The sequence below is a fragment of the Streptomyces sp. NPDC053431 genome (assembly GCF_044544925.1).
Classification (GTDB): Bacteria; Actinomycetota; Actinomycetes; order Streptomycetales; family Streptomycetaceae; genus Streptomyces.
On sequence record NZ_JBITXX010000001.1, the window covers coordinates 222,038 to 245,199 of the forward strand.

The following is a 23,162-nucleotide window of genomic DNA, read 5'->3' on the forward strand; positions in this document are numbered from 1 at the left end:
TCCCTCCCACGAGGACCCTCTTCGCCGAGACACCGATGGCCGGTCACGAATTCCCCGAACCCGCGGACCGCAAGCGCGTCGCCGACTCCACGGTCGACCCCCTCGCGGTGGAACAGCCACGTCACGCCTGCGACCCGGCCTTCCGGCACGGTGTCGTGGTCGGCTTCGACGGCTCCACGTCCAGTGAGCGCGCCCTCGCCTACGCCATCGGCATGGCCCGCCGCTCCGGCTCCGGCCTGATCATCGTCCACGTCGCCAACCGGCTGCCCACCACCGTGTGGGCCGGCTGCGAGCCCCCGGTCTTCGTCGACGTGCCCGATCACCGCACCGAGGTCCTCGGCCTGGAGCTGGCCTGCGCGGACCACCTCTCCGAGGTGCCCTGGATCCTCGTCGAGCGCGGTGGCGACATCTGTCACGAGCTGGAGGAGGTCGGCCGGGAGTACTCGGCCGACGCGATCGTGGTCGGCTCGACGCACGGCATCGTCGGACGGATCTTCGGCTCGGTGGCCGGCCGGCTCGCGCGTCGCGCGCAGCGGCCCGTGGTCGTCATCCCGTAACAGCAGTCCCTGCTTCAACTCCCTTGTTCCGGCCATAATTTCGGCCTTCCTCAGGTGAATTGTGTGCTTGTGAAGGGTACATAAAGGCCACCGGAACAAAGTGGCCCAAGCAGCACAACTGCACACCTGAAGGGAGCCCGCCGTGTCCAACGAAGCCGCCGCGGGAAACACCACCTCCACCCTCGGACACCTCGCACTCGGACTGACCCTCCTCGCCTTCGGCCTCGGCTCGACAGGCGTGATCGACCATGTCGGCAGCGCCGACGCCGCCGGGCTCGCGACCTGGGTCGGCGGCGTGGCCCTCTTCCTCGTCGGCCTGCTCGCCCTGCGCGCGGGCAACTCCGCCGAGGGCACGGCCTATTCGGCGCTCGGTGCCTTCTGGTTCACCTGGGGCACGGGCGTCGGCGACAGCGGCTCGGCCGAGGCCGCGGGTCTGTTCCTGCTGCTGTGGGCGCTGCTGGCGCTCACCCTGACGATGGCGTCCGGCGGCAGCGGCCTCCTCGGCCAGGGCGTGTACGGGCTGCTCTTCGTCGCCCTCCTGCTGCTGGGCGTCGGGGCCCTCGCGGACAACTCCGGCCTCGGCAAGGCGGGCGGCTGGGTGGCCGCGGTCGCCGGTCTCGCGGCCTGGTACGGCGCGACCGCCGCGGTCGCGGGCTGGCCGACCTCGCTGGCCCGCTCGGGCCGCGGAGCCGCCGCCGCGAGCTGATCGGCGCGGCGCGCGCCCGGGCGTGCGCACATGAAGGAGCGGCCCCTGTGCACCTGGGATGCACAGGGGCCGCTCCGGTGTCCGGCCGATCGCCGGGGGACAGGCCCGGCGTGCGGGACCTCGGGGGACAGGCCCGAGGAGCCGCCTACTCGACCGTGACGGACTTGGCCAGGTTGCGCGGCTTGTCGATGTCGCGGCCCATGGCGAGCGCCGTGTGGTAGGCGAGGAGCTGGAGCGGGATGCCCATCAGGATCGGGTCGAGCTCGTCCTCGTTCTTCGGCACGACGATGGTGTGGTCGGCCTTCTCCTGCGGCTGGTGGGCGACCGCGAGGATGCGGCCGCTGCGGGCCTTGATCTCCTCCAGGGCGGCGCGGTTCTTCTCCAGCAGGTCGTCGTCGGGGACGATCGCGACCGTCGGCAGGGCCGGCTCGATGAGGGCGAGCGGGCCGTGCTTCAGCTCGGAGGCCGGGTAGGCCTCGGCGTGGATGTAGGAGATCTCCTTCAGCTTCAGGGAGGCCTCCAGGGCGACCGGGTAGCCCCGGACGCGGCCGATGAACATCATCGACTGGGCGCCCGCGTACTCCTTGGCGAGCTTCTTGATCTCGTCCTCGGTCTTGAGGATCTCCTCGATCTGACCGGGCAGCTTGCGCAGGCCCTCGATGATCCGCTTGCCGTCGGTGACGGACAGGTCGCGGATGCGGCCGAGGTGCAGGGCGAGCAGCGCGAAGGCGACCACGGTGTTGGTGAAGCACTTGGTGGAGACGACGCAGACCTCGGGGCCGGCGTGCACGTACATGCCGCCGTCGGCCTCGCGGGCGATGGCGGAGCCCACCACGTTGACGACGCCGAGGACGCGGGCGCCCTTGCGCTTGAGCTCCTGGACGGCGGCCAGCACGTCGTAGGTCTCACCGGACTGGGAGACCGCGATGTACAGGGTGTCGGGGTCCACGACCGGGTTGCGGTAGCGGAACTCGGAGGCCGGCTCGGCGTCGGCGGGGATGCGGGCCATCGACTCGATCAGACCGGCGCCGATGAGGCCGGCGTGGTACGAGGTGCCGCAGCCGAGGATCTTGATCCGGCGGATGCCGCGGGCCTCGCGGGCGTCCAGGTTGAGGCCGCCGAGGTGCACGGTGGAGAAGCGGTCGTCGATCCGGCCGCGCAGCACGCGGTCGACCGCGTCGGGCTGCTCGGAGATCTCCTTGTGCATGTAGGTGTCGTGGCCTCCCATGTCGTACGAGGCGGCCTCCCACTCCACGGTCTCCGGGGTGGCCGTCGTGGAGGCGCCCGTCGTCGTGTACGTGCGGAAGTCGTCGGCCTTGAGGGTGGCCATCTCGCCGTCGTCGAGGGTGACGACCTGGCGGGTGTGGGCGATCAGGGCGGCGACGTCGGAGGCGACGAACATCTCCTTCTCGCCGATGCCGAGGACGACCGGGGAGCCGTTGCGGGCCACCACGATGCGGTCGTTGAAGTCGGCGTGCATCACGGCGATGCCGTAGGTGCCCTCGATGTGCTTGAGCGCCTCGCGGACCTTCTCCTCCAGGGTGTCGGCCTGGGAGCGGGCGATCAGGTGGGTGATGCACTCGGTGTCGGTGTCGGAGGCGAAGACGACGCCCTCGGACTCCAGCTTGGCGCGCAGTTCGGCGGCGTTGTCCACGATGCCGTTGTGGACGACGGCGACCTTGTTCTCGGGGTCCATGTGCGGGTGCGAGTTCACGTCGCTCGGGGCGCCGTGGGTGGCCCAGCGGGTGTGCGCGATGCCGGTGGTGCCGGCGAAGCGCTTGGGAACGCGGGCCTCCAGGTCGCGGACCCGGCCCTTGGCCTTCACCATCTTCAGGCCGGCGGCCTTGGGGCTGGTGACGACGATGCCGGCGGAGTCGTAACCCCGGTACTCAAGACGCTGCAGTCCTTCGAGCAGCAGGGGAGCCACGTCGCGCTTGCCGATGTAACCGACGATTCCGCACATAAAGGTGTAAACCCTCCAAGGTCAGTGAGTGTGCTCGGCCGTCTCAGCCGTACACGATGCGACGCAGCTGCCGGAGCGAGAGCTCCGGTGGCGCCACGGCGCGGTGCGGCAGTTCGGCCGCGATCCGCTCGAAGATCTCCGCGTTCACCGAGCCGCCGGCCTGCAGTTCGCGATGGCGGCGGCGCACGAAGTCCTCGGTCGTCTCGTCGAAGTACGCGAGGACGTCGAGGACCACCCGGGAGGCCTCACCGCGCTGGAGCGCGGTGCTGCGCACCAGGTGGTCGATGAGGTCGTCGTACGACGGTCGGCGATCGAGCACCCGTGAATCTTGAGGGGTATCCGAGGGTCAGTGCAAGAATCCTGCCCGATTTCGGGCAGATGAGGGCACGATCACACCTCTGTATGGGCTGATTGGTCTACACCTTGACCCTGCTTGGGGCGCGCGGTACGCATGGTCACTGTTCGGATACGCACCGCTCGTCGCAAAGGACCATGCCTGTGAGACAGCGCAGAACGTTTCCGCTCCTCTTCTCCTCCCTCCTCCTCACCGTCGGCGGCCTGTGCGCCCTCGGCCTCTCCCGCCCGGACACCGCCGCTGCCGCCGCCGACGTGCGCCCGCTCGGCGCCGTCGTGCCCGTCCCCGCCTCCGTGACCCCCGGCGGGGCGCCGTACGCCCTCAGCCGCACCACCGCCGTCCGCGTCGACCCGGCCGACCCCGCGTCCGGCGAGATCGCCGCGTACCTCGCCCGGCTGCTCCGCCCCTCCACCGGCTACCCGTTGCCCGTCGTCGACGAGGACACCGCCCGCGGCGGCATCCTGCTCCGGCTGGACCCGCACGCCACCGCCCTCGGCGACGAGGGCTACGAGCTGCGCTCCGGCCGCGGCGGCGTCACCCTCACCGCACACCGGCCGGCCGGGCTCTTCCACGCGGTCCAGACACTTCGCCAGCAGCTGCCCGCCGCCGTCGAGAAGCGGACCGTGCAGCCCGGCCCGTGGAAGATCGCCGGCGGCACCGTCGTCGACACCCCGCGCTACGCCTACCGGGGAGCCATGCTCGACGTCTCCCGGCACTTCTTCACCGTCGACCAGATCAAGCGCTACGTCGACCAGCTCGCCCTCTACAAGGTGAACGCCCTGCACCTGCACCTGAGCGACGACCAGGGCTGGCGCATCGCGATCGACTCCTGGCCCCGGCTCGCCGCGCACGGCGGCTCCACCCAGGTCGGCGGCGGCCCCGGCGGCTTCTACACGAAGGACGACTACCGGGAGATCGTCCGCTACGCCGCCTCCCGCCACCTGGAGGTCGTCCCCGAGATCGACATGCCCGGCCACACCAACGCCGCCCTCGCCTCCTACGCCGAGCTCAACTGCGACGGCGTCGCCCCGCCGCTCTACACCGGCACCGAGGTCGGCTTCAGCTCGCTGTGCGTCCCGAAGCAGGTGACGTACGACTTCGTCGACGACGTCATCCGCGAACTGGCCGCCCTCACCCCCGGCCGCTACCTCCACATCGGCGGCGACGAGGCGCACTCCACCGGCCACGCCGACTACGTGGCCTTCATGGACCGGGTGCAGCCCGTCGTCGCGAAGTACGGCAAGACCGTCATCGGCTGGCACCAGCTCACCGGCGCCCGGCCCGCGCCCGGCGCGCTCGCCCAGTACTGGGGCCTGGACGGCACGTCGGCCGCCGAGAAGGAACAGGTCGCGGCGGCCGGGCGGGCCGGCACCGGGATCATCCTGTCGCCGGCCGACCGCGCCTACCTGGACATGAAGTACACGAAGGACACCGAGCTCGGACTGTCGTGGGCCGGATACGTCGAGGTGCGGCGCTCGTACGACTGGAACCCGGCGACCCTCCTGCCGGGCCTGCCGGAGACCGCGGTCGCCGGCGTCGAGGCGCCGCTGTGGACGGAGACCATCAGCAAGAGCGCCCACATCGACCGGATGGCCTTCCCGCGGCTGCCGGGCGTGGCCGAACTGGGCTGGTCGCCGGCCGCGAGCCACGACTGGGAGGCGTACCGGCTGCGACTCGCCCAGCAGGGGCCGCGGCTGAGCGCCCTGGGCATCGACTTCTACCGCTCGCCGCAGGTCCCGTGGGCGGCCGACTAGGGTCCGCCGCACCCCGGCCGTACGCCACAGAGCGCGGGCCCCGGCGGAGGACCGTACTCCGCCGGGGCCCGCGCCCGGTCTCAGGCGAACCGCGCGATCGGGTTCACCAGGTCGCCGACGAGCTGGAGGGCCGCCGACGGGTCCGCCAGGTCCACCATCTGCCGGTTGTTGCGCAGCTGGAGGCGGTTCAGGGCGGACAGGGCGAAGGTGTCCGCGAACAGGTCGTACTGCGCGAAGCGGTCCGCCAGCTCAGGCCTGGCCTCCTGGTAGCCCTTCACGCACTCCGCGACCGTGCGCCAGAAGTCGTCCTCGCCGAGGACGCCCTCGGCCGCCAGCGTGGCGCCGAGGAAGCGGAAGAAGCAGTCGAAGACGTCCGTGAAGACCGACAGCAGCTTCATGTCCTCGGGGACCTCGGCCTTGATCCGCTCCACCGCCGGCGGGAGCACCGCCGCCGGGTCCATGACGCAGATCTCCTCGGCGATGTCCTTGAAGATCGCCCGGGAGACCGCGCCGTGCTCGTCGAGGACCAGGATCACGTTCTCGCCGTGCGGCATGTAGACCAGGTCGTACGCGTAGAAGCAGTGCAGGACCGGGAGGAGGTAGGCGTCGAGGTAGCGGCGCAGCCACTCCGCCGGCGCCAGCCCCGACTCCTTGACCAGGGCGCCCGCGAGGGACGCGCCGGCGTGGTCCAGGTGCAGCAGCGAGGCCATCGTGGCGAGCCGCTCGCCCTCGGCGAGGGTCGGCACCGGGGACTCGCGCCACAGCGCGGCCAGCATCTTGCGGTAGGGCGAGTAGCGGTCGGTGGCCGCCTCGTACTCCAGGTGCCGGTAGCCGACCGCCGCGCGCTCGCGGATGATCGAGAAGCGCGCCGCCTTGAGGGTCGGGTCCGCCTCGATCAGACCGGCCAGCCAGTCGTTGATCGCCGGGGTGGCTTCCATGTACGCGGCCGACAGGCCCCGCATGAAGCCCATGTTGAGGACCGACAGGGCCGTCTTCACGTAGTGCTTGGCCGGGTCGGCGGTGTTGAAGAAGGTACGGATGGACTGCTGCGCCAGATAGGCGTCGGCGCCCTCGCCCAGGTACACCAGGCGCTCCTGGGCGACCTCGGCGGCGAAGGTGACGGACAGCTTGTTCCACCACTGCCAGGGGTGCACCGGCATGAGCAGGTAGTCGGCGAGGTCCAGGCCGCGGGCGGCGAGGGTCGCGGCGAAGCCGTCGACGGCCGCGTCGCCGAGCTCGGCGCGGACGAAGGTCTCGTAGTCGATCCCGGCGCCGGCCGTGAAGGTGGCGCGGTCGCGGTGCGCGGCCAGCCACACCAGGTGCACCGGGGTGGCCGCCTCCGGCGCGTAGGCGCGGTACTCGTCGACGCCGAAGCCGAGCCGCCCGTTGTTGGCGACGAAACAGGGGTGGCCCTCGGTCATCCCGGTCTCGATCGCCTGGAAGTCCGCGCGGGCCAGCTCCGCGGCCGTCACGCGCGGTTTGGTCGCCTTGTAGGCCGTGCCGGACAGGGTGGAGGAGATCTCCTCCAGATAGACCGGCAGGATCTCGTCGCTCAGACCGAGCGAGCCGCGCAGCTCCGTGACGAACTGCAGGGCGTCCAGCGGCAGCTGCTCGCTGCCGCGGTGCCGGCTGATGGAGTCCGGGTAGACCTGCCAGTGGTCGAGGGCGAACCGGTCCGCGGTGAAGCGGTACTCGGTGCGGCCGTCGTCGCCGAGCACCCGGTAGCGGCCCTCGCCCAGCTCCTGCGGGTCGAGCAGACGCTCGTGGGTGAACTCGGCGAGGGCCTTGCGGATCAGCGCCCGGTTGGCGTCGGCCCAGCGCTCGGGCGTCAGGTGGGCGACGGGGTCGGTGAAGGTGCTCATACGGCGGCTCCCACGGCGGCCTCGAACCGGGCGCGGGTGCAGAAGCTCAGCAGCGCCTTCTTCTCCGGCTTCTGGATCTCCCGCTCGGGCACGAAGCCGACGGCCTCGTTGAGCGCGTGGACGGCCGTGTTGCGGACGTCGGGCTCGACGACCACCCGGGCGGTGGCGGGGTCGGCGAACAGCTCGCGCATGACGGCGGTGATGACCGTGCGGGTGAAGCCGTGCACGGGGGTGTCGGTGGGCGCGACGAGGAAGTGCATGCCGACGTCACCGGGTTCGGGCTCGTACAGCCCGACCAGCTCGGCCTTCGCCGGGTCGTAGCGCTCCATCAGGAAGGCGGGCGTGCCGTCCACGAGGCCGATGAAGGCGTCGTGGTGCGGGTCGGCGGCGATCGCCATGTACTCGCGCTCGACGTCCTGGAGCTTCGCGTCCTGCATCATCCAGAACGCGGCCTTGGGATGGGTGACCCAGGGGTGGATCAGCTCGGCGTCCGTCAGCGGATCGAGCGGGCGTATGCGGACGGTGGCGGTCATACGGCGAACTCCTGGAACGCGATGGTCTTCTCGACGGGGTAGTACTCGGAGCCCAGCATCTCGCCGATGATGTAGGCGTTGCGGTACGCCCCCATGCCCAGGTCGGGCGAGGTGATCGAGTGGGTGTGCACACCGGCGTTCTGCAGGAAGACCCCGCGGCCCGTGGTGTCGACCGAGTAGTTGCGGGCCACGTCGAAGCGGCCCTGGGAGTCCCAGCGGAGGCGGTCGCGGACCGGCTCCAGGAAGGCGGGGACGGCGTACTTGTAGCCGGTGGCGAGGATCAGGCCCTCGGTCTCCAGGTGGAAGTCCTTCTCCTGCTCCTCCTGGCGGAAGCCCAGCGTGTAGCCGCCGGTGCGCTCGTCGTACGCGGCCGAGGTGAGCGCCGAGTTGGTGAGCAGCCGGGTGGGGACGGGGCCGGCCAGGTTCTTCTGGTAGAGCAGGTCGAAGATCGCGTCGACGAGCTCGCCGTCGATGCCCTTGAACAGGCCCTTCTGCTCGGTCTCCAGGCGGTAGCGGGTGCGCTCGGGCAGGGCGTGGAAGTAGTCCACGTACTCCGGCGAGGTCATCTCCAGGGTGAGCTTGGTGTACTCGAGGGGGAAGAAGCGGGGGGAGCGGGTGACCCAGTTGAGCCGGTAGCCGTGGACGTCGATCTCGCTCAGCAGGTCGTAGTAGATCTCCGCGGCGCTCTGGCCGCTGCCGACCAGGGTGATGGACCGCTTCTTCTGGAGTTGCTCCTTGTGCGGGAGGTAGCGCGAGTTGTGGATGTAGTCGCCGCCGAGGCCCCGGCAGGACTCGGGGACGTACGGCGGGGTGCCGGTGCCGAGCACGATCCGGCGGGCCCGGAACGTTTCTCCGGCCGCGGTGGACACCACGTACAGCTCGGCGGTCTCGTCGTACGAGACGGAGGAGACGGTGGTGGAGAAGCGGATCGAGGAGAGCTTTCCGGCGGCCCAGCGGCAGTAGTCGTTGTACTCCGTCCGCAGCGGGTAGAAGTTCTCGCGGATGTAGAAGGAGTAGAGCCGGCCCTTCTCCTTCAGGTAGTTGAGGAAGGAGTACGGCGAGGTCGGGTCGGCCAGGGTGACGAGGTCCGACATGAACGGGGTCTGGAGGTGGGCGCCCTCCAGGAACATGCCGGAGTGCCACTCGAAGTCCGGCTTGGACTCCAGGAAGAGGCCGTTCAGCTCGTCGATCGGCTCGGTCAGGCAGGCCAGGCCGAGGTTGAAGGGACCGAGCCCGATGCCGATGAAGTCGTGGGGCTGGGCCGTCTCAGGCGTGGACAAGGTTCTCTCCCAGGTACTGCTCGGCGTGGCCGGCGATCAGATCGAGGACGGCGGCGATGTCGGCCACGGTCGTCTCGGGGTTGAGCAAGGTGAACTTGAGGTACTGCCTGCCGTCGACCTTCGTGCCGGCGACCGCGGCCTCACCGGAGGCGAAGAGGGCCTTGCGGGCGTAGAGGTTGGCCCGGTCGATCTCGGCGGGCGAGGTGACGGCCTCGGGGATGTAGCGGTAGACGAGGGTGGACAGCTGCGGCGCGACGACCACGTCGTAGCGCGGATCGGCGGCGAGGAGCTCGAAGCCGGCCCGGGCCAGGTCGCAGACCTCGTCGAAGAGCTCGCCGACGCCGTCGGCGCCCATGACGCGCAGGGTCATCCACAGCTTGAGGGCGTCGAAGCGCCGGGTGGTCTGGAGGGACTTGTCGACCTGGTTGGGGATCTGCTCGGCGAGGGTCCGGCGCGGGTTGAGGTAGTCCGCGTGGTACGTGGCGTGCCGCAGCGTGAGCCCGTCGCGGACCAGCACGGCCGAGGAACTGACCGGCTGGAAGAAGGACTTGTGGTAGTCGACGGTGACCGAGTCGGCCCGCTCGATGCCGTCCAGGAGGTGGCGGCGGGTCGGTGAGGCGAGCAGTCCGCAGCCGTAGGCGGCGTCCACGTGCATCCAGGCGCCGTACTCGGCGGCCAGGGCGGCGATCTCGGGCAGGGGGTCGATGGAGCCGAAGTCGGTGGTGCCGGCGGTGGCGACGATCGCCATCGGGATCAGGCCCTCGGCGCGGCAGGTCTCCAGCTCGGCGGCGAGCACCACGGACTGCATCCGGCGGTCGCGGTCGACCGGGACCGGGATGACGGCGTCCCGGCCGAGGCCCAGCAGGGTGGCCGACTTCTGGACGCTGAAGTGGCTGCACTCGGAGGCGAAGACGCGCAGTTTCGTCAGGTCGGCGGTGCCGGCCTCCTCGCGGGCGAGCAGCAGCGCCTGGAGGTTGGACTGGGTGCCGCCGCTGGTGAACACGCCGTCGGCGAGTGGGCCGAGGCCGATCCGGCCGGCGGTCCAGTCGATCAGCTTGCGCTCGATGAGGGTGCCGCCGGCGCTCTGGTCCCAGGTGTCCAGGGAGGAGTTGACGGCGGAGAGCACGGCCTCGCCGAGGACGGCGGGGATGACCACCGGGCAGTTGAGGTGGGCCAGGTAGCGCGGGTGGTGGAAGTAGACGGCGTCGCGGAGGTAGACGTCCTCCAGCTCGTCGAGGGCCGCGGAGGCGTCGCCGAGCGGCCGGTCGAGGTCGACGGCGTCGACGACGGGGGCGAGTTCGGCCGGGGTGACGCCGGTGAACGGGCCGCGGGCCGTGGCGAGTTTCCTCGCCACCCGCTCGACTCCTTCGGTGACGGAGCGTCGGTAGGCCTCCGCCGTCGTGTCGTTGAGCAGGTGGGAGCGCATGTGGGGCCCTTCCGGGTGTGGGGTACGCGGTAGGTCGAGCTGACGTAACTTAGGTTAGCCTAACCTAAGTTCGCATACAACAACGGCCCCTCAGCCCGGAAGGGTTGAGGGGCCGTCGGCCCTGTGGGGGGATGAGGGAGGGGCTTGGCGGGCCCCAGGGGTGTCGCTACGCCTCTTCCTGCGTCTCGTCCGGGACCTCGCGCAGGGCGTCCTCGGACAGGCCCTTGCGCCAGTAGCCCACGAACGTGACCCGGCGCCTGTCGAGCCCGCGCTCGCGCACGAAGTGCCGGCGCAGCGCCTTCACGGCGCCGGACTCGCCCGCGATCCAGACGTAGGGGTCCGCGCCGGGCAGCTCGGCGCTCGCGATCGCCGCGACGGCGGAGGGCGCGCCCTCCTCGCGGACCAGCCAGGTGACGGTCGCGTCGGCCTCGGTCGCCGGCTCCATGCGGTCGCCGGCGTAGGGGACTTCGAGGTAGACGTGGGCGCGGGTCTCGGCCGGCAGCCACTCCAGGATCGCCGAGACGGCCGGCAGGGCCGTCTCGTCGCCCCAGAGGAGCACGGAGTCCGCGTCCTCGGGCAGTTGGAAGCGCACGCCGGTGTTCTCGGCCACGGCCGGGCCGAGGACGACCACCCGGTCGCCGCGGCTCGCCTGCTGGGCCCACCGGCAGGCGGGGCCGACGCCCGCCGCGTCGCCGGCCGGGGCCCCGTGGATCGCGAAGTCGATGTCGATCTCGGCCACGGGCTCGGTGCGCTGCGCGCGGACGGTGTACGAGCGCATCACGGCCCGCTCGTCGTGCGGCATGGCCCGGTAGGCGCCCAGGATCGCGTACATGTCCGGGTCGTCCAGCGGGGGCAGCACGGGGGCGTCCTGGCCGGGGTGCGGCAGGAAGAGCGAGAGCGACTGGTCGCGCCCGCCGGAGGCGAAGTTCTTCAGGTCCTCACCGGTGAAGGTGACGCGGACCAGGGACGGGCCGAGCCGCCTCGTCCGGTCGACCTGGAGGGAGAAGAACTGGAACGGGGCGGTCTCGGCGTGCGTCATGGGTCAGGACACCTTCTTGGCGTTCTCGAGGGCCTTGGCCAGGTCCTCCAGGAGCGGGGCGCACTTGGCGTACGAGTAGATCGGCTCGGTCACGCGCGGGATGACCTGGCCGGCCTTGACGGCGGGCAGCGCGGCCCAGGTGGGCTTGGCCTTCAGGGCCTCGGGCTGCAGGGCCGAGGTGCGGTTGTCCAGCATGATGACGTCGGCCTGGTACTTGTCGACGTTCTCCCAGCTGAGGCCCTCGAACCAGCCGCCCTGGTCGAGCTTGGCGGGCGTGACGATGTTGACGCCCAGCTCCTTGAAGTACAGCGTGTCGGTCGGGCGGACCGGGGTGGAGACGTAGAAGAGGTCCGGGGAGCCGGAGCCGATGAGGACCTTGATGTCCTTCTTGCCCTGGGCGGCCTTGCGGACCCGCTCGGCGGCGGCCTCGAAGCGGGCCTTGTCCGCCTTGATCCGTGCGGTCTGCACGTCGGCGCCGAGCGAGGCGGCGAGGTCGGCGTGGCGCTGGAGGACGGCCGGCATGGACTTGTCGGCGGCCCACAGGGCGACGCTCGGGGCGATCTTGAGGATCTTGTCCTTCTGCTCGGCCGGGACGTACCAGAGGTCGTTCTTCTCCCACATGTCCGTGACGAGGAGCTCGGGCTGGAGCTTGAGGTACTCCTCGATCTTGAACTCGCCCCAGACGTTGCCGATGATCTTGACCTTCTTGACGTCGAGGTCGCCGGCCTGGACGTCCGGGGCCTCCGCGCCGGTCTTCGGGTCCTTGACCGTCGTCGGGCCGAAGACGCCCTTGACCTCGATGCCGAAGTCCTTGAGGGCGGCGGCGGTTCCGGTGAAGGCGACGATGTTCTTCGGGACGGACTTGGCCTCGACGGCGGTGCCGCGGTCGTCGGTGAACGTCCACGGACCGGCCTTCCCGCCGGCCTTGGCCGAGTCGCCGCCGCCCTTGGTCTCGCTCCCGCAGGCGGCGAGCGCGGCGCCGAGCCCGAGGGCGCCGCCCGCGGCGAGCAGGCCGCGACGGGTGAGGGAGGTGGCTCGGGCGGTGCTGGGCATGGCGAAGTCGCTTTCGGTACGCGCCGGACGTCGGCGGGTCGGCCTGGTCAAGTCGAAGGTAGGTTAGCCTAACCTCATTCCGATCAACAGGGGTGGGGCAGCCCCTTCCGGCCCCGGGAACGAGTGGAGCCCGTCACCCCGGTGCGGGGTGACGGGCTCCGTCGGGTGCGGGCAGGGGTCAGGCCGACAGGCCCAACTCGCGCGCGATCAGCATCCGCTGGACCTCGCTCGTGCCCTCGCCGATCTCCAGGATCTTGGAGTCGCGCCACATGCGGGCCACCGGGTACTCGTTCATGAAGCCGTAGCCGCCGTGGATCTGGGTCGCCTCGCGGGCGTTGTCGACGGCCACCGTCGAGGAGTACAGCTTCGCGAGCGCCGCCTCCTTCTTGAACGGCTCGCCGAGCACGAGCCGCGAGGCCGCGTCGCGCCAGCCGACCCGGGCCATGTGGGCCCGCATCTCCATGTCGGCGATCTTGAACTGGACGGCCTGGTTGTCGCCGATCGGACGGCCGAAGGCGTGACGTTCCTTCGCGTACTTCACCGACTCGTCGACACAGCCCTGCGCCAGGCCCGTGGCGAGCGCCGAGATGGCGATCCGGCCCTCGTCGAGGATCCGCAGGAACTGCGCGTAGCCGCGGCCCTCCTCGCCGAGCAGGTTCTCCACCGGGACGCGCACGTCGTCGAAGGCGAGTTCACGGGTGTCCGAGGCGTTCCAGCCGACCTTCGAGTAGGGCGCGGCGACCGTGAAGCCGGGCGTGCCCGAGGGGACGATGATCGAGGAGATCAGCGGGCGGCCGTCGGGCTTGCGGCCGGTCACCGCCGTGACCGTGACCAGGCCGGTGATGTCCGTACCGGAGTTGGTGATGAAGCACTTCGAGCCGTTGATGACCCACTGGTCGCCGTCGCGGACGGCGGTGGTGCGGGTGCCGCCCGCGTCCGAGCCGGCGCCCGGCTCGGTCAGGCCGAAGGCGCCGAGCATCTCGCCGGAGCACAGCTTCGGCAGCCACTCCCGCTTCTGCTCCTCGGTGCCGAAGCGGTAGACGGGCATCGCGCCGAGCGAGACGCCCGCCTCCAGGGTGATGGCGACGGAGGAGTCCACGCGGGCGAGCTCCTCCAGCGCGATGCCGAGCGCCAGGTAGTCGCCGCCCATGCCGCCGTACTCCTCGGGGAACGGCAGGCCGAACAGGCCCATGCGGCCCATCTCGCGGACGATCTCGTACGGGAACTCGTGCCGCTCGTAGTAGTCGCCGATCTTCGGCGCCACGACGTCGTGGGCGAACTCCTCCACCGTACGGCGGAGTTCCTCGTGCTCTTCGGAGAGTCGGTGGTCGAGGGACATGGCTCAGGACTCCTTGTGGGAGAGCGCGCGGACGGTACGGGACGGGCTCGGCCGGCCCAGCTGTTCGGCCATCCAGCCGCTCGTGGCGGTCAGGGCGGCCAGGTCGACCCCGGTCTCGATGCCGAGGCCCTGGAGCATCCACACCAGGTCCTCGGTGGCGAGGTTCCCGGTGGCGGACTTGGCGTACGGGCAGCCGCCGAGGCCGCCGGCGGAGGCGTCGACGGTGGTGACGCCGTGCCGGAGCGCGGCGAGCGTGTTGGACAGCGCCTGCCCGTAGGTGTCGTGGAAGTGCACGGCGAGGCGGGAGGTGGGCACCCCGGCCTCGTTGAGCGCCGTGAGCAGGGCGGCGACGTGCCCGGGGGTGGCGACGCCGATGGTGTCGCCGAGGCTCAGCTCGTCGCAGCCCATGTCGGCGAGCGCCTTCGTGACCCGGACGACCTGCTCGATCGGGACGGCGCCCTCCCAGGGGTCGCCGAAGCACATCGAGAGATAGCCGCGGACCGTGAGGCCCGCCTCTATCGCCCGGGTGACGACCGGCCGGAACATCGCGAGCGCCTCGTCGACGGTCCGGTTGAGGTTGGCCTTCGCGAAGGACTCGGTGGCCGAGGCGAAGACGGCGACCTCGCGGGCGCCGAGGTCGAGCGCCCGGTCGAGCCCGCGCTCGTTCGGCACGAGCACCGGCAGCCGCACCGGCAGGCCGCTGACCTGAGGGAACAGCTGCTCGGCGTCGGCCAGTTGGGGCACCCACCGGGGGTGCACGAAGCTGGTCGCCTCGACGGTCGACAGGCCGGCGGCGGCGAGCCGCCGGATGAACTCGGCCTTCACGTCGGTCGGGACGGCCGTCTTCTCGTTCTGCAGCCCGTCCCGCGGCCCCACCTCGTGGATCCGGACCCGCGGGGGCAGCGTGGGGTCGGGCACGCTCATCGGCAGGCCGGTCATGCCGCCTCCTCCTCGTCGCGGGGGGTCACCACGGCCAGGATCTGGTCCATGGCGACGGTCGTGCCGGGCGTGACGTCCAGCTCGGTGACGGTGCCGGCGTGCGGGGCGGAGATGACGTGCTCCATCTTCATCGCCTCGACGACCAGCAGACTCTGCCCGGCCTCGACCTCGTCCCCGACCGCCACCTTCACGACGGTCACGGTGCCGGGCATGGGCGCGGCCAGCGTGTCGGCGCCGCCGTGCCGGGCACCGCTGAGCGCGGCGGCCACCGGGTCGTGGTCCAGGACGTGCCAGGAGTCGCCGTCGCGGCCCAGCCAGCGCCCCTCCGGGGAGGGGGTGACGGTGAAGCGGTGCGTGACGCCGTCGACGGCGAGGACCAGCGCGGAGCCGTCGGCGTCGCCGACCAGCGCCGCGGAGACGGCGCCGCTCTCGTTGCCGGAGGCGGTCCCGCCCTCGTCGCCGGAGGCGGTCCCGAACAGCAGCTCGACGGTCTCCGCCGCGCCGCGCACCCGGACGGTCACCGGCTCGTGGCCGGGCACCCGGAAGTCCAGCGCCGTCCACGCGGGGGTGCCGCCCAGGCGCCATCCCGTACGGGCGTCGAAGGGGTCCGCCCAGGCGGCGCCGTCCGTCGCCCGCGCCGGCACGTGACGCAGCAGCGCCGCCGCCGCGTACACCTCCGGCGGGACCGTGCCGTCGATCAGGCTCTCCGCGTCCCGCTCGACCAGGCCCGTGTCCAGGTCGCCGGTGACCACGTCCGGGTGGGCCAGCAGGCGGCGCAGGAAGCCGGCGTTGGTCGGGACGCCGAGGGTGACCGTGTCGGCCAGGGCCGCGCGGAGCTTGCGCAGGGCCGTCGGGCGGTCCTTGGCGTGGACGATGACCTTCGACAGCATCGGGTCGTAGAGGGACGAGACCTCCGTGCCCTCCGCGAGGCCGGAGTCCGTGCGGACTCCCGCGCCCTGGGGCTCGTTCAGCGCGAGGACCGTGCCGCCGGACGGCAGGAAGCCGCGCGCCGGGTCCTCCGCGCAGATCCGCGCCTCGATCGCCCAGCCGTCGAGCCGGACGTCCTCCTGGGCGAAGGACAGCGGCTCGCCCGCGGCCACCCGCAGCTGCCACTCCACCAGGTCCAGGCCGGTGACGAGCTCCGTCACCGGGTGCTCGACCTGGAGGCGGGTGTTCATCTCCATGAAGTAGTACGAGGACGGGTCGCCGCCCGGCACGATGAACTCGACCGTGCCCGCGCCGACATAGCCGCAGGACCGGGCCGCGTCGACCGCCGCCGCGCCCATCGCCGCCCGGATCTCCGGGGTGAGCAGGACGCTGGGGGCCTCCTCGATGATCTTCTGGTGGCGGCGCTGCAGCGAGCACTCGCGCTCGCCGAGGTGCACCACGTTCCCGTGCGCGTCCGCGAGGACCTGGATCTCGATGTGCCGCGGCCGGTCGATCCACCGCTCCACGAGCAGCGTGTCGTCGCCGAACGAGGACCGCGCCTCGCGCCGCGCCGCCGCGATCTCCTCCTCCAGGACGGCCAGGTCGCGCACCAGGCGCATGCCCTTGCCGCCGCCGCCCGCGCTGGGCTTGAGCAGGACGGGCGCGCCCAGCTCGCGCGCGGCGTCGACGATCTCGGGGTCGGCGGCGCCGGGGACGACGGGCACGCCCGCCGTCCGCACGGTGTCCTTCGCCCGGATCTTGTCGCCCATCAGCGAGATCGCCTCGGCGGACGGTCCGATGAAGACCAGGCCCGCCTCGGCGCAGGCCCGCGCGAAGCCCGCGTTCTCGGCGAGGAAGCCGTAGCCGGGGTGGACGGCCTGCGCGCCGGTGCGCCGGGCGGCGTCGAGCAGGGCGGGGACGGAGAGATACGACTCCGAGGCCGCCGGCGGCCCGATCCGTAGCGCCGTGTCCGCCTCCCGTACGTGCCGGGCCTCGGCGTCCGCGTCGCTGTACACGGCCACCGAACGGACGCCCATCTCCCGCAGGGTGCGGATGACCCGTACGGCGATCTCGCCCCGGTTGGCCACCAGGACGGTGTCGAACATGTGCTGCATCCTCTGGGTCCTCACATCCGGAAGACGCCGAACTGGGGGTCACCCAGGGGCGCGTTGGCACAGGCGGTCAGGGCGAGACCGAGCACCTGCCGGGTCTCCAGCGGGTCGATGACCCCGTCGTCCCACAGCCGGGCCGTCGCGTAGTAGGCGTTGCCCTGCGTCTCGTACTGCGCGCGGATCGGGTCCTTGAAGGCCTCTTCCTCCTCGGCGCTCCACGCGTCGCCGAGCTGGTCGCGCTTGACCGTGGCGAGGACGGACGCGGCCTGCTCGCCGCCCATGACGGAGATCTTGGCGTTGGGCCACATCCACAGGAAGCGGGGGGAGTAGGCCCGGCCGCACATCGAGTAGTTGCCCGCGCCGTAGGAGCCGCCGACGACGACCGTCAGCTTCGGCACGCGCGTGGTGGCCACGGCCGTCACCATCTTGGCGCCGTGCTTGGCGATGCCGCCGTGCTCGTACGCCTTGCCGACCATGAAGCCGGTGATGTTCTGCAGGAACAGCAGCGGGATGCCGCGCTGGTCGCACAGCTCGATGAAGTGGGCGCCCTTCTGGGCGGACTCGGCGAACAGGATGCCGTTGTTGGCGACGATGCCGACCGGGTGGCCGTGGATCCGGGCGAAGCCGGTGACCAGGGTCTGCCCGTACTCCGCCTTGAACTCCTGGAAGCGGGAGGCGTCCACGATCCGCGCGATCACCTCGCGCACGTCGTACGGGGTGCGCGAGTCGACCGGCACCGCGCCGTACAGGCCCGTGGGGTCGACCTTCGGCTCCTCGGCCGGCTCCACCGACCAGGGCAGCGGGCCGCGCTCGGGGAGGGTCGCGACGATGTTCCGGACGATCCGCAGGGCGTGGGCGTCGTCCTCGGCGAGGTGGTCGGTGACGCCGGAGATCCGCGAGTGGACCTCGCCGCCGCCGAGCTCCTCGGCCGTCACGACCTCGCCGGTCGCCGCCTTCACCAGCGGCGGGCCGCCCAGGAAGATCGTGCCCTGGTTGCGCACGATCACGGCCTCGTCGCTCATCGCCGGCACGTACGCGCCGCCGGCCGTGCAGGAGCCCATGACGGCCGCGATCTGCGGGATGCCGGCGCCCGACATCCGGGCCTGGTTGAAGAAGATCCGGCCGAAGTGCTCGCGGTCCGGGAAGACCTCGTCCTGCATCGGCAGGAAGGCGCCGCCGGAGTCGACCAGGTAGAGGCAGGGGAGACGGTTCTCCAGCGCCACCTCCTGGGCGCGCAGGTGCTTCTTCACCGTCATCGGGTAGTACGTGCCGCCCTTGACGGTCGCGTCGTTGGCGACGATCACGCACTCGCGGCCGGAGACCCGGCCGATGCCCGCGATCACGCCCGCGGCCGGGGCCTGGTCGCCGTACATCCCGTCGGCCGCCAGCGGGGCCAGCTCCAGGAACGGCGAACCCGGGTCGAGCAGCGTGTCCACACGGTCGCGGGGCAGCAGCTTGCCGCGTGCGGTGTGCCGGGCGCGGGCCTTCTCGCCGCCGCCGAGGGCGGCCGCGGCGAGCTTGGCGCGCAGGGTCGCGGCCAACTCGTGGTGGGCCGCCTCATTGGCCTGCCAGGCCGCCGAGGCGGGATCCGCCGCGCTCGTCAGCACAGGTGCCTGGTGCATCCGTCGAGCTCCCTTGCTCGGTCGGTCCACTCGGGTTAATGAGCGTTAACGTATGCCCCTCAGGTTAACGACCGCTAACCGGGTTGTCTAGAATCGAATCCATGACCACGACGCCGACCCCGACCGGCCGGACCGACGCCCCGACGCGACGCGAGCAGATCCTCAAGGAGGCCGCGCGCCTCTTCGCCGAGCGCGGCTTCCACGGCGTGGGCGTCGACGAGATAGGAGCCGCCGTCGGCATCAGCGGCCCCGGGCTCTACCGGCACTTCCCCGGCAAGGACGCGATGCTCGCCGAGCTGCTCGTGGGGATCAGCGAGCGGCTGCTCGACGGCGGCCGGCTGCGGGTCGCCGAGTCGGACGGGGACCCCCGCGCCGTCCTCGGCTCCCTCATCGACGGCCACATCGACTTCGCCCTCGACGACCGGCCGCTCATCACGCTGCACGACCGCGAGCTCGACCGCCTCAAGGACGAGGACCGCAAGCGGGTCCGGCAGCTCCAGCGGCAGTACGTCGAGCTCTGGGTCGCCGTCGTCCGCGACCTGTACCCGGCGGCGGGGGAGTACGAGGTGCGCGCCGCCGTCCACGCGGTCTTCGGGCTCCTCAACTCGACCCCGCACCTGGGCGCGCCGCTGGGCCGCACCGAGATGGAGACCCTGCTGCGCGGTCTCGCCCACGGGGCCTTCGGCTCGCTGGGCGGCGGTCAGGGCGCCGCCTAGGAGGAGGGGCGGGGCGCCCGGCAGAATGGGCGCCATGCCGATACTCAGCCGCGCCGCCCTCGTCGAGCACCTCGTCCGGACCCGTATCGCCGGGGACGTCGCCACCCCGCGCGACAACAACCTCAGCCACTACCGGAAGCTCGCCAACGGCGACCGGCACTACTGGCTCGGCCTGGAGCTCGGCGACCGGTGGACCGACGAGCAGGACGTGCTCGCCGTCATGGCCGAGCGGTGCGGTGTCGTCGACGACCCCGCCCACCGGACCGGCCAGGACACCATCGACCCCGAGCTCACCGTCGCCGCCCTGGAGCGCATGGCCGCCCGGCTCGCCAAGGCCGCCGCCGGGAAGGAGCGCGTCCTCTTCGCGACCGGCCACCCCGGCGCGCTCATCGATGCGCACAGCCGGGTGGCCGGCGCGCTGCGGGCGCGCGGCTGCGAGATCGTCCGGATCCCCGGCGGCCTCACCGCCGACGAGGGCTACGTGGTGCAGTTCGCCGACGTCGCCGTCTTCGAGCGGGGCGCCAGCCTGTGGCACACGCACTCCCCGGAGCCGATGAACGCGATCCTGGACGGCCTCGCCGCGCTGGGCGAGCCCGCGCCGGACCTCGTGGTCGCCGACCACGGGTGGGCGGGGCGCGCGGCGCAGCGCGGCGTCGACTCGGTGGGGTACGCGGACTGCAACGACCCGGCGCTGTTCCTGGCGGAGGCCGAGGGGACGATGCAGGTCACCGTGCCGCTGGACGACCACGTCCTGGACCCCCGCTCCTACGAGCCCCTGACGGCGTACCTGCTGGACGCGGCGGGCCTCCTCGGCTGACCCCGGCCCGGCCCCCGCTCCGGGGCCGCCTGCCGCTCCGGGGCCTCGCATCGCTCCCTGGCCTTCCTGCGCTCCGGGGCCTCCCGCCGCTCCGGTGCCCGCCACCGCTCCGGTGCCCGCCACCGCTCCGGCGCCCGCCACCGCTCCGGTTCCTCAGTCCCGGGCCGGGGTCGGGTCCAGGTAGACGCGGCGGATCGAGGGGAAACGGGTCCGGAGGCGGGTCTCCGCGTGGTCGCAGGCCGCCTCCACCTCGGCGGCCGAGGACACGTCCCTGAAGTCGATCTTCGCGGCGACCAGCACCTCGTCCGGCCCCTGGATCAGGGTCGTCAGGTCCACGACCCCGACCACGTGCTCCACGGCGAGCAGCTCCTCGCGGACCTGCTCGCGCATCGGGCGGGGAAGCGGGCGGCCCACCAGGAGCTGCGCGTTGGAGCGGCCGAGGACCCACGCCACGTACACCAGCAGCAGGCCGATGAGGAGCGAGGCGACGCCGTCCCAGACGCCCGACCCGGTGATCTGGCCGCCGAGCAGCCCGCCGGCCGCCAGCATGAGTCCGGCGAGGGCGGCGGAGTCCTCCATGACCACGGCCTTGACCGTGGTGTCCGGGGTCAGCCGCAGATAGCGCGCGAAGGGGGTGCGGGTGCGCTCCGCCTCCGCCCTGACCTGGCGGATCGCCGTGCGCAGCGAGAAGCCCTCCAGGACGCCCGCGACGGCGAGCACCACGTACGAGGCGAGGGGGTCGCCGAGGTCCTCCCCGGCGACCAGGGTGTGGACGCCGTCGTAGAAGGAGAAGACGGCGCCGCCGACGAAGGTGGCGACGGCGGCCAGCAGGGCCCACACGTAGCGCTCGCCCGCGTAGCCGAGTGGATGGTCGTCGTCGGCGGGCCGGTCGCTGCGCTTGAGCGCGGTGAGCAGCAGGCCCTCGGTGACCGTGTCGGCCACCGAGTGGGCGGCCTCCGACAGCATCGCGCTGGACCCGCTGATCAGGCCGGCGACGGCCTTGGCGACGGCGATGCCGAGGTTGGCCGACGCCGCCACGACCACGGTGAAGGTGCTCTCGCTCCGGGTGCTCCGCTCCTGTACCGCCATGGACCGGACGCTACGTCCGGTCGTCAGCGGGGGACGCGAACGACACCCTCCTGGATGACCGAGATGGCCAGCTTCCCGTCCTGGGTGAAGATCCGGGCCTGGCCGAGGCCGCGTCCGCCGGACGCCGTGGGCGACTCCTGGTCGTACAGCAGCCACTCGTCGGCACGGAAGGGGCGGTGGAACCACATGGCGTGGTCCAGCGACGCCCCGACGACGTCGCCGACGGCCCAGCCGCCGCGCCCGTGGGCGAGCAGGATCGAGTCCAGCAGCGTCATGTCGGAGACGTACGTGGCCAGGACGACGTGCAGGAGGGGGTCGTCGGCCAGCTTGCCGTTGGTGCGGAACCACACCTGGGAGCGGGGCTCGCGCGGGGTGCCGACCGTGCCCCAAGGGGGCGTCTCGGCATAGCGCAGGTCGACCGCGGCCCGGGCCTCGATCAGCCGGTCCGCGACCTCGCGGGGCAGGTGGCGGGGCAGCATCTCGGCGGGCGTCGGCAGCGACTCGGGGTCCGGCGCGGGCGGCATGTCCGCCTGGTGGTCGAGCCCCTCCTCGTACGTCTGGAAGGACGCCGACAGGTGGAAGATCGGCTGGCCGTGCTGGACGGCCACCACCCGGCGGGTGGTGAAGGAACGCCCGTCGCGGATGCGGTCCACGTTGTAGACGATCGGCGCGCCCGGGTCCCCGGGACGCAGGAAGTACGCGTGGAGCGAGTGGGCGAGCCGGTCCTCGGGGACGGTGCGTCCCGCCGCCACCAGCGCCTGGGCGGCCACCTGGCCGCCGAAGACGCGGGGGACGATCGAGGCCCGGGACTCGCCCCGGAAGATGTCCTGCTCGATCCGCTCGAGGTCGAGCAGATCGAGCAGGTCATCCAGTGCTTTGTGCTCGTCGGGCACTTACAGGCCCATCGACTTGGCGATGATCGACTTCATGATCTCGCTGGTGCCGCCGTAGATGCGGTTGACGCGGTTGTCCGCGTACAGGCGGGCGATCGGGTACTCGTTCATGTAGCCGTAGCCGCCGTGCAGCTGGAGGCAGCGGTCGATCACGCGGTGCGCGACCTCGGTGCAGAAGAGCTTGGCGGAGGCGGCCTCGGCCGGGGTCAGCTCGCCCGCGTCCAGGGCCTCCAGGGCGCGGTCGGCGACGGCCTCGGCGGCGTCGACCTCGGCCTGGCAGGCGGCCAGCTCGAACTTGGTGTTCTGGAAGTGCGCGACCGGCTTGCCGAAGACCGTGCGGTCCGTCACGTACTGCTGGGCGAACCGGACGGCGGCCTTGGCCTGCGCGTACGCGCCGAAGGCGATGCCCCAGCGCTCGGAGGCGAGGTTGTGGCCGAGGTAGGAGAAGCCCTTGCCCTCCTCGCCGAGCAGGTCCTCGACGGGCACCTTGACGTCGACGAAGGCGAGCTCGGCGGTGTCCGAGGTGCGCAGGCCCAGCTTGTCCAGCTTGCGGCCGATGGAGTAGCCCTCGGACTTGGTGTCCACGGCGAAGAGGGAGATGCCGAAGCGGCGGTCCTCGGCCGAGGGGGCGGAGGTGCGGGCACAGACGATGACGCGGTCGGCGTGGACGCCGCCGGTGATGAAGGTCTTCGCGCCGTTGAGGACGTAGTGGGTGCCGTCCTCGGAGAGCTTGGCGGTGGTCTTCATGCCCGCGACGTCGGAGCCGGTGCCCGGCTCGGTCATCGCGAGGGCCCACATCTCCTCGCCGGAGACGAACTTCGGGAGGTAACGCTTCTTCTGCTCGTCGGTGGCGAGCATCTTGATGTACGGCAGGGCGAGCAGGACGTGCACGCCGGAGCCGCCGAAGTGCACGCCGGCGCGGGAGGTCTCCTCGTAGAGGACGGCCTCGAACTTGTGGGTGTCCAGGCCGGCGCCGCCGAACTCCTCCGGCACGTTGATGCCGAAGACGCCGAGCTCGCCGAGCTTGTCGTAGAACTCGCGCGGCGCCTGACCGGCGGCGAACCACTCGTCGTAGACGGGGACGACCTCGGCCTCGATGAAGGCCCGGATGGTCTCCCGGAACGCCTCGTGGTCCTCGTTGAATACGGTACGGCGCACGGTGCGACTCCTCCGGTATGCG

The 23,162-nt window shown here is 71.8% G+C and carries 20 protein-coding genes; 5 read left to right on the forward strand and 15 right to left on the reverse strand.

What is annotated here, in order from left to right:
* Window positions 1-35 precede the first annotated feature (35 nt).
* Window positions 36-557 carry a universal stress protein gene (locus tag ACIGXE_RS00945; protein ID WP_399741014.1) on the forward strand — a complete coding sequence of 174 codons (522 nt, stop codon included), beginning with the start codon at window positions 36-38 and terminating at the stop codon, window positions 555-557.
* Between the two features lie 142 nt (window positions 558-699).
* Window positions 700-1,263: a GPR1/FUN34/YaaH family transporter gene (locus tag ACIGXE_RS00950; protein WP_399741017.1), complete on the forward strand. Its 564-nt coding sequence runs from the start codon at window positions 700-702 to the stop codon at window positions 1,261-1,263.
* A gap of 145 nt (window positions 1,264-1,408) precedes the next feature.
* On the opposite strand, the gene glmS is transcribed toward ACIGXE_RS00950, so the two are convergent.
* Together glmS and ACIGXE_RS00960 are read right to left on the reverse strand one after the other, a co-directional pair.
* A complete protein-coding gene (glmS, locus tag ACIGXE_RS00955; RefSeq protein WP_399741020.1) occupies window positions 1,409-3,226 on the reverse strand; it encodes a glutamine--fructose-6-phosphate transaminase (isomerizing) in 1,818 nt (605 codons plus the stop codon).
* Between the two features lie 43 nt (window positions 3,227-3,269).
* Complete coding sequence (locus ACIGXE_RS00960; RefSeq protein ID WP_365339780.1) at window positions 3,270-3,545, reverse strand: hypothetical protein; 276 nt, start codon at window positions 3,543-3,545, stop codon at window positions 3,270-3,272.
* A 173-nt stretch (window positions 3,546-3,718) separates the two neighbouring features.
* Here ACIGXE_RS00960 and ACIGXE_RS00965 point away from each other — a divergent pair, with 173 nt between their 5' ends.
* Window positions 3,719-5,335 carry a beta-N-acetylhexosaminidase gene (locus ACIGXE_RS00965; RefSeq protein WP_399741023.1) on the forward strand — a complete coding sequence of 539 codons (1,617 nt, stop codon included), beginning with the start codon at window positions 3,719-3,721 and terminating at the stop codon, window positions 5,333-5,335.
* A gap of 80 nt (window positions 5,336-5,415) precedes the next feature.
* Here ACIGXE_RS00965 and ACIGXE_RS00970 read toward each other — a convergent pair whose 3' ends face one another.
* The 10 genes from ACIGXE_RS00970 to ACIGXE_RS01015 form a co-directional block, all read right to left on the reverse strand.
* Window positions 5,416-7,197, reverse strand: coding sequence for an IucA/IucC family protein (locus ACIGXE_RS00970; RefSeq protein WP_399741026.1), 1,782 nt, complete (start codon window positions 7,195-7,197; stop codon window positions 5,416-5,418).
* Window positions 7,194-7,730 carry a GNAT family N-acetyltransferase gene (locus ACIGXE_RS00975; RefSeq protein ID WP_399741029.1) on the reverse strand — a complete coding sequence of 179 codons (537 nt, stop codon included), beginning with the start codon at window positions 7,728-7,730 and terminating at the stop codon, window positions 7,194-7,196. Before ACIGXE_RS00975 ends, ACIGXE_RS00970 begins: the two co-directional genes overlap by 4 nt.
* Window positions 7,727-9,010, reverse strand: a complete 1,284-nt coding sequence (locus ACIGXE_RS00980) for a lysine N(6)-hydroxylase/L-ornithine N(5)-oxygenase family protein (protein WP_399741032.1) — start codon at window positions 9,008-9,010, stop codon at window positions 7,727-7,729. The genes ACIGXE_RS00975 and ACIGXE_RS00980 overlap by 4 nt, the downstream gene beginning before the upstream one ends.
* A complete protein-coding gene (locus tag ACIGXE_RS00985) occupies window positions 8,997-10,436 on the reverse strand; it encodes a pyridoxal phosphate-dependent decarboxylase family protein (protein WP_399741035.1) in 1,440 nt (479 codons plus the stop codon). Before ACIGXE_RS00985 ends, ACIGXE_RS00980 begins: the two co-directional genes overlap by 14 nt.
* A 166-nt stretch (window positions 10,437-10,602) precedes the next feature.
* Complete coding sequence (locus ACIGXE_RS00990; protein WP_399741038.1) at window positions 10,603-11,475, reverse strand: siderophore-interacting protein; 873 nt, start codon at window positions 11,473-11,475, stop codon at window positions 10,603-10,605.
* A gap of 3 nt (window positions 11,476-11,478) precedes the next feature.
* Window positions 11,479-12,528: an ABC transporter substrate-binding protein gene (locus ACIGXE_RS00995; protein ID WP_399741040.1), complete on the reverse strand. Its 1,050-nt coding sequence runs from the start codon at window positions 12,526-12,528 to the stop codon at window positions 11,479-11,481.
* Window positions 12,529-12,706: 178 nt separating this feature from the next.
* Window positions 12,707-13,867 carry an acyl-CoA dehydrogenase family protein gene (locus ACIGXE_RS01000; RefSeq protein ID WP_399741043.1) on the reverse strand — a complete coding sequence of 387 codons (1,161 nt, stop codon included), beginning with the start codon at window positions 13,865-13,867 and terminating at the stop codon, window positions 12,707-12,709.
* 3 nt (window positions 13,868-13,870) lie between these two features.
* Window positions 13,871-14,806, reverse strand: coding sequence for a hydroxymethylglutaryl-CoA lyase (locus ACIGXE_RS01005; protein WP_399741046.1), 936 nt, complete (start codon window positions 14,804-14,806; stop codon window positions 13,871-13,873).
* A complete protein-coding gene (locus ACIGXE_RS01010) occupies window positions 14,803-16,839 on the reverse strand; it encodes an acetyl/propionyl/methylcrotonyl-CoA carboxylase subunit alpha (RefSeq protein WP_399741048.1) in 2,037 nt (678 codons plus the stop codon). The genes ACIGXE_RS01005 and ACIGXE_RS01010 overlap by 4 nt, the downstream gene beginning before the upstream one ends.
* Window positions 16,840-16,859: 20 nt before the next feature.
* Window positions 16,860-18,467 (reverse strand): carboxyl transferase domain-containing protein, encoded by a 1,608-nt coding sequence (locus ACIGXE_RS01015; RefSeq protein ID WP_399741052.1) that lies wholly within the window; start codon window positions 18,465-18,467, stop codon window positions 16,860-16,862.
* 101 nt (window positions 18,468-18,568) lie between these two features.
* Here ACIGXE_RS01015 and ACIGXE_RS01020 point away from each other — a divergent pair, with 101 nt between their 5' ends.
* Together ACIGXE_RS01020 and ACIGXE_RS01025 are read left to right on the forward strand one after the other, a co-directional pair.
* On the forward strand, window positions 18,569-19,183 hold the full coding sequence (locus tag ACIGXE_RS01020) for a TetR/AcrR family transcriptional regulator (protein ID WP_399741055.1): 615 nt from the start codon (window positions 18,569-18,571) through the stop codon (window positions 19,181-19,183).
* Window positions 19,184-19,217: 34 nt separating this feature from the next.
* The gene (locus ACIGXE_RS01025; protein ID WP_399741058.1) at window positions 19,218-20,000 is read left to right on the forward strand and encodes a phosphatase; all 783 of its coding nucleotides are present in this window, start codon (window positions 19,218-19,220) and stop codon (window positions 19,998-20,000) included.
* A gap of 153 nt (window positions 20,001-20,153) precedes the next feature.
* Here the strand turns inward: ACIGXE_RS01025 and ACIGXE_RS01030 are convergent, their stop codons facing one another.
* Genes ACIGXE_RS01030 through ACIGXE_RS01040 form a run of 3 tightly spaced genes read right to left on the reverse strand, consistent with a single transcriptional unit; the run spans window position 20,154 to window position 23,140 of the window.
* Entirely contained in the window at window positions 20,154-21,089 is a 936-nt protein-coding gene (locus ACIGXE_RS01030) for a cation diffusion facilitator family transporter (protein WP_399741061.1), read from the reverse strand.
* Window positions 21,090-21,112: 23 nt separating this feature from the next.
* Window positions 21,113-21,982: an acyl-CoA thioesterase gene (locus ACIGXE_RS01035; protein WP_399741064.1), complete on the reverse strand. Its 870-nt coding sequence runs from the start codon at window positions 21,980-21,982 to the stop codon at window positions 21,113-21,115.
* On the reverse strand, window positions 21,983-23,140 hold the full coding sequence (locus tag ACIGXE_RS01040; RefSeq protein WP_399741067.1) for an acyl-CoA dehydrogenase family protein: 1,158 nt from the start codon (window positions 23,138-23,140) through the stop codon (window positions 21,983-21,985).
* Window positions 23,141-23,162 lie beyond the last annotated feature (22 nt).

What these genes read in the sequence shown, in the direction of transcription:
- ACIGXE_RS00945 (WP_399741014.1), top strand. Translation starts at nt 36, where the DNA reads ATGGCCGGTCACGAATTCCCCGAACCCGCGGACCGCAAGCGCGTCGCC.
- glmS (WP_399741020.1), bottom strand. Translation starts at nt 3,226, where the DNA reads ATGTGCGGAATCGTCGGTTACATCGGCAAGCGCGACGTGGCTCCCCTG.
- ACIGXE_RS00965 (WP_399741023.1), top strand. Translation starts at nt 3,719, where the DNA reads ATGCCTGTGAGACAGCGCAGAACGTTTCCGCTCCTCTTCTCCTCCCTC.
- ACIGXE_RS00970 (WP_399741026.1), bottom strand. Translation starts at nt 7,197, where the DNA reads ATGAGCACCTTCACCGACCCCGTCGCCCACCTGACGCCCGAGCGCTGG.
- ACIGXE_RS00975 (WP_399741029.1), bottom strand. Translation starts at nt 7,730, where the DNA reads ATGACCGCCACCGTCCGCATACGCCCGCTCGATCCGCTGACGGACGCC.
- ACIGXE_RS00985 (WP_399741035.1), bottom strand. Translation starts at nt 10,436, where the DNA reads ATGCGCTCCCACCTGCTCAACGACACGACGGCGGAGGCCTACCGACGC.
- ACIGXE_RS00990 (WP_399741038.1), bottom strand. Translation starts at nt 11,475, where the DNA reads ATGACGCACGCCGAGACCGCCCCGTTCCAGTTCTTCTCCCTCCAGGTC.
- ACIGXE_RS00995 (WP_399741040.1), bottom strand. Translation starts at nt 12,528, where the DNA reads ATGCCCAGCACCGCCCGAGCCACCTCCCTCACCCGTCGCGGCCTGCTC.
- ACIGXE_RS01000 (WP_399741043.1), bottom strand. Translation starts at nt 13,867, where the DNA reads ATGTCCCTCGACCACCGACTCTCCGAAGAGCACGAGGAACTCCGCCGT.
- ACIGXE_RS01005 (WP_399741046.1), bottom strand. Translation starts at nt 14,806, where the DNA reads ATGACCGGCCTGCCGATGAGCGTGCCCGACCCCACGCTGCCCCCGCGG.
- ACIGXE_RS01010 (WP_399741048.1), bottom strand. Translation starts at nt 16,839, where the DNA reads ATGTTCGACACCGTCCTGGTGGCCAACCGGGGCGAGATCGCCGTACGG.
- ACIGXE_RS01015 (WP_399741052.1), bottom strand. Translation starts at nt 18,467, where the DNA reads ATGCACCAGGCACCTGTGCTGACGAGCGCGGCGGATCCCGCCTCGGCG.
- ACIGXE_RS01020 (WP_399741055.1), top strand. Translation starts at nt 18,569, where the DNA reads ATGACCACGACGCCGACCCCGACCGGCCGGACCGACGCCCCGACGCGA.
- ACIGXE_RS01025 (WP_399741058.1), top strand. Translation starts at nt 19,218, where the DNA reads ATGCCGATACTCAGCCGCGCCGCCCTCGTCGAGCACCTCGTCCGGACC.
- ACIGXE_RS01030 (WP_399741061.1), bottom strand. Translation starts at nt 21,089, where the DNA reads ATGGCGGTACAGGAGCGGAGCACCCGGAGCGAGAGCACCTTCACCGTG.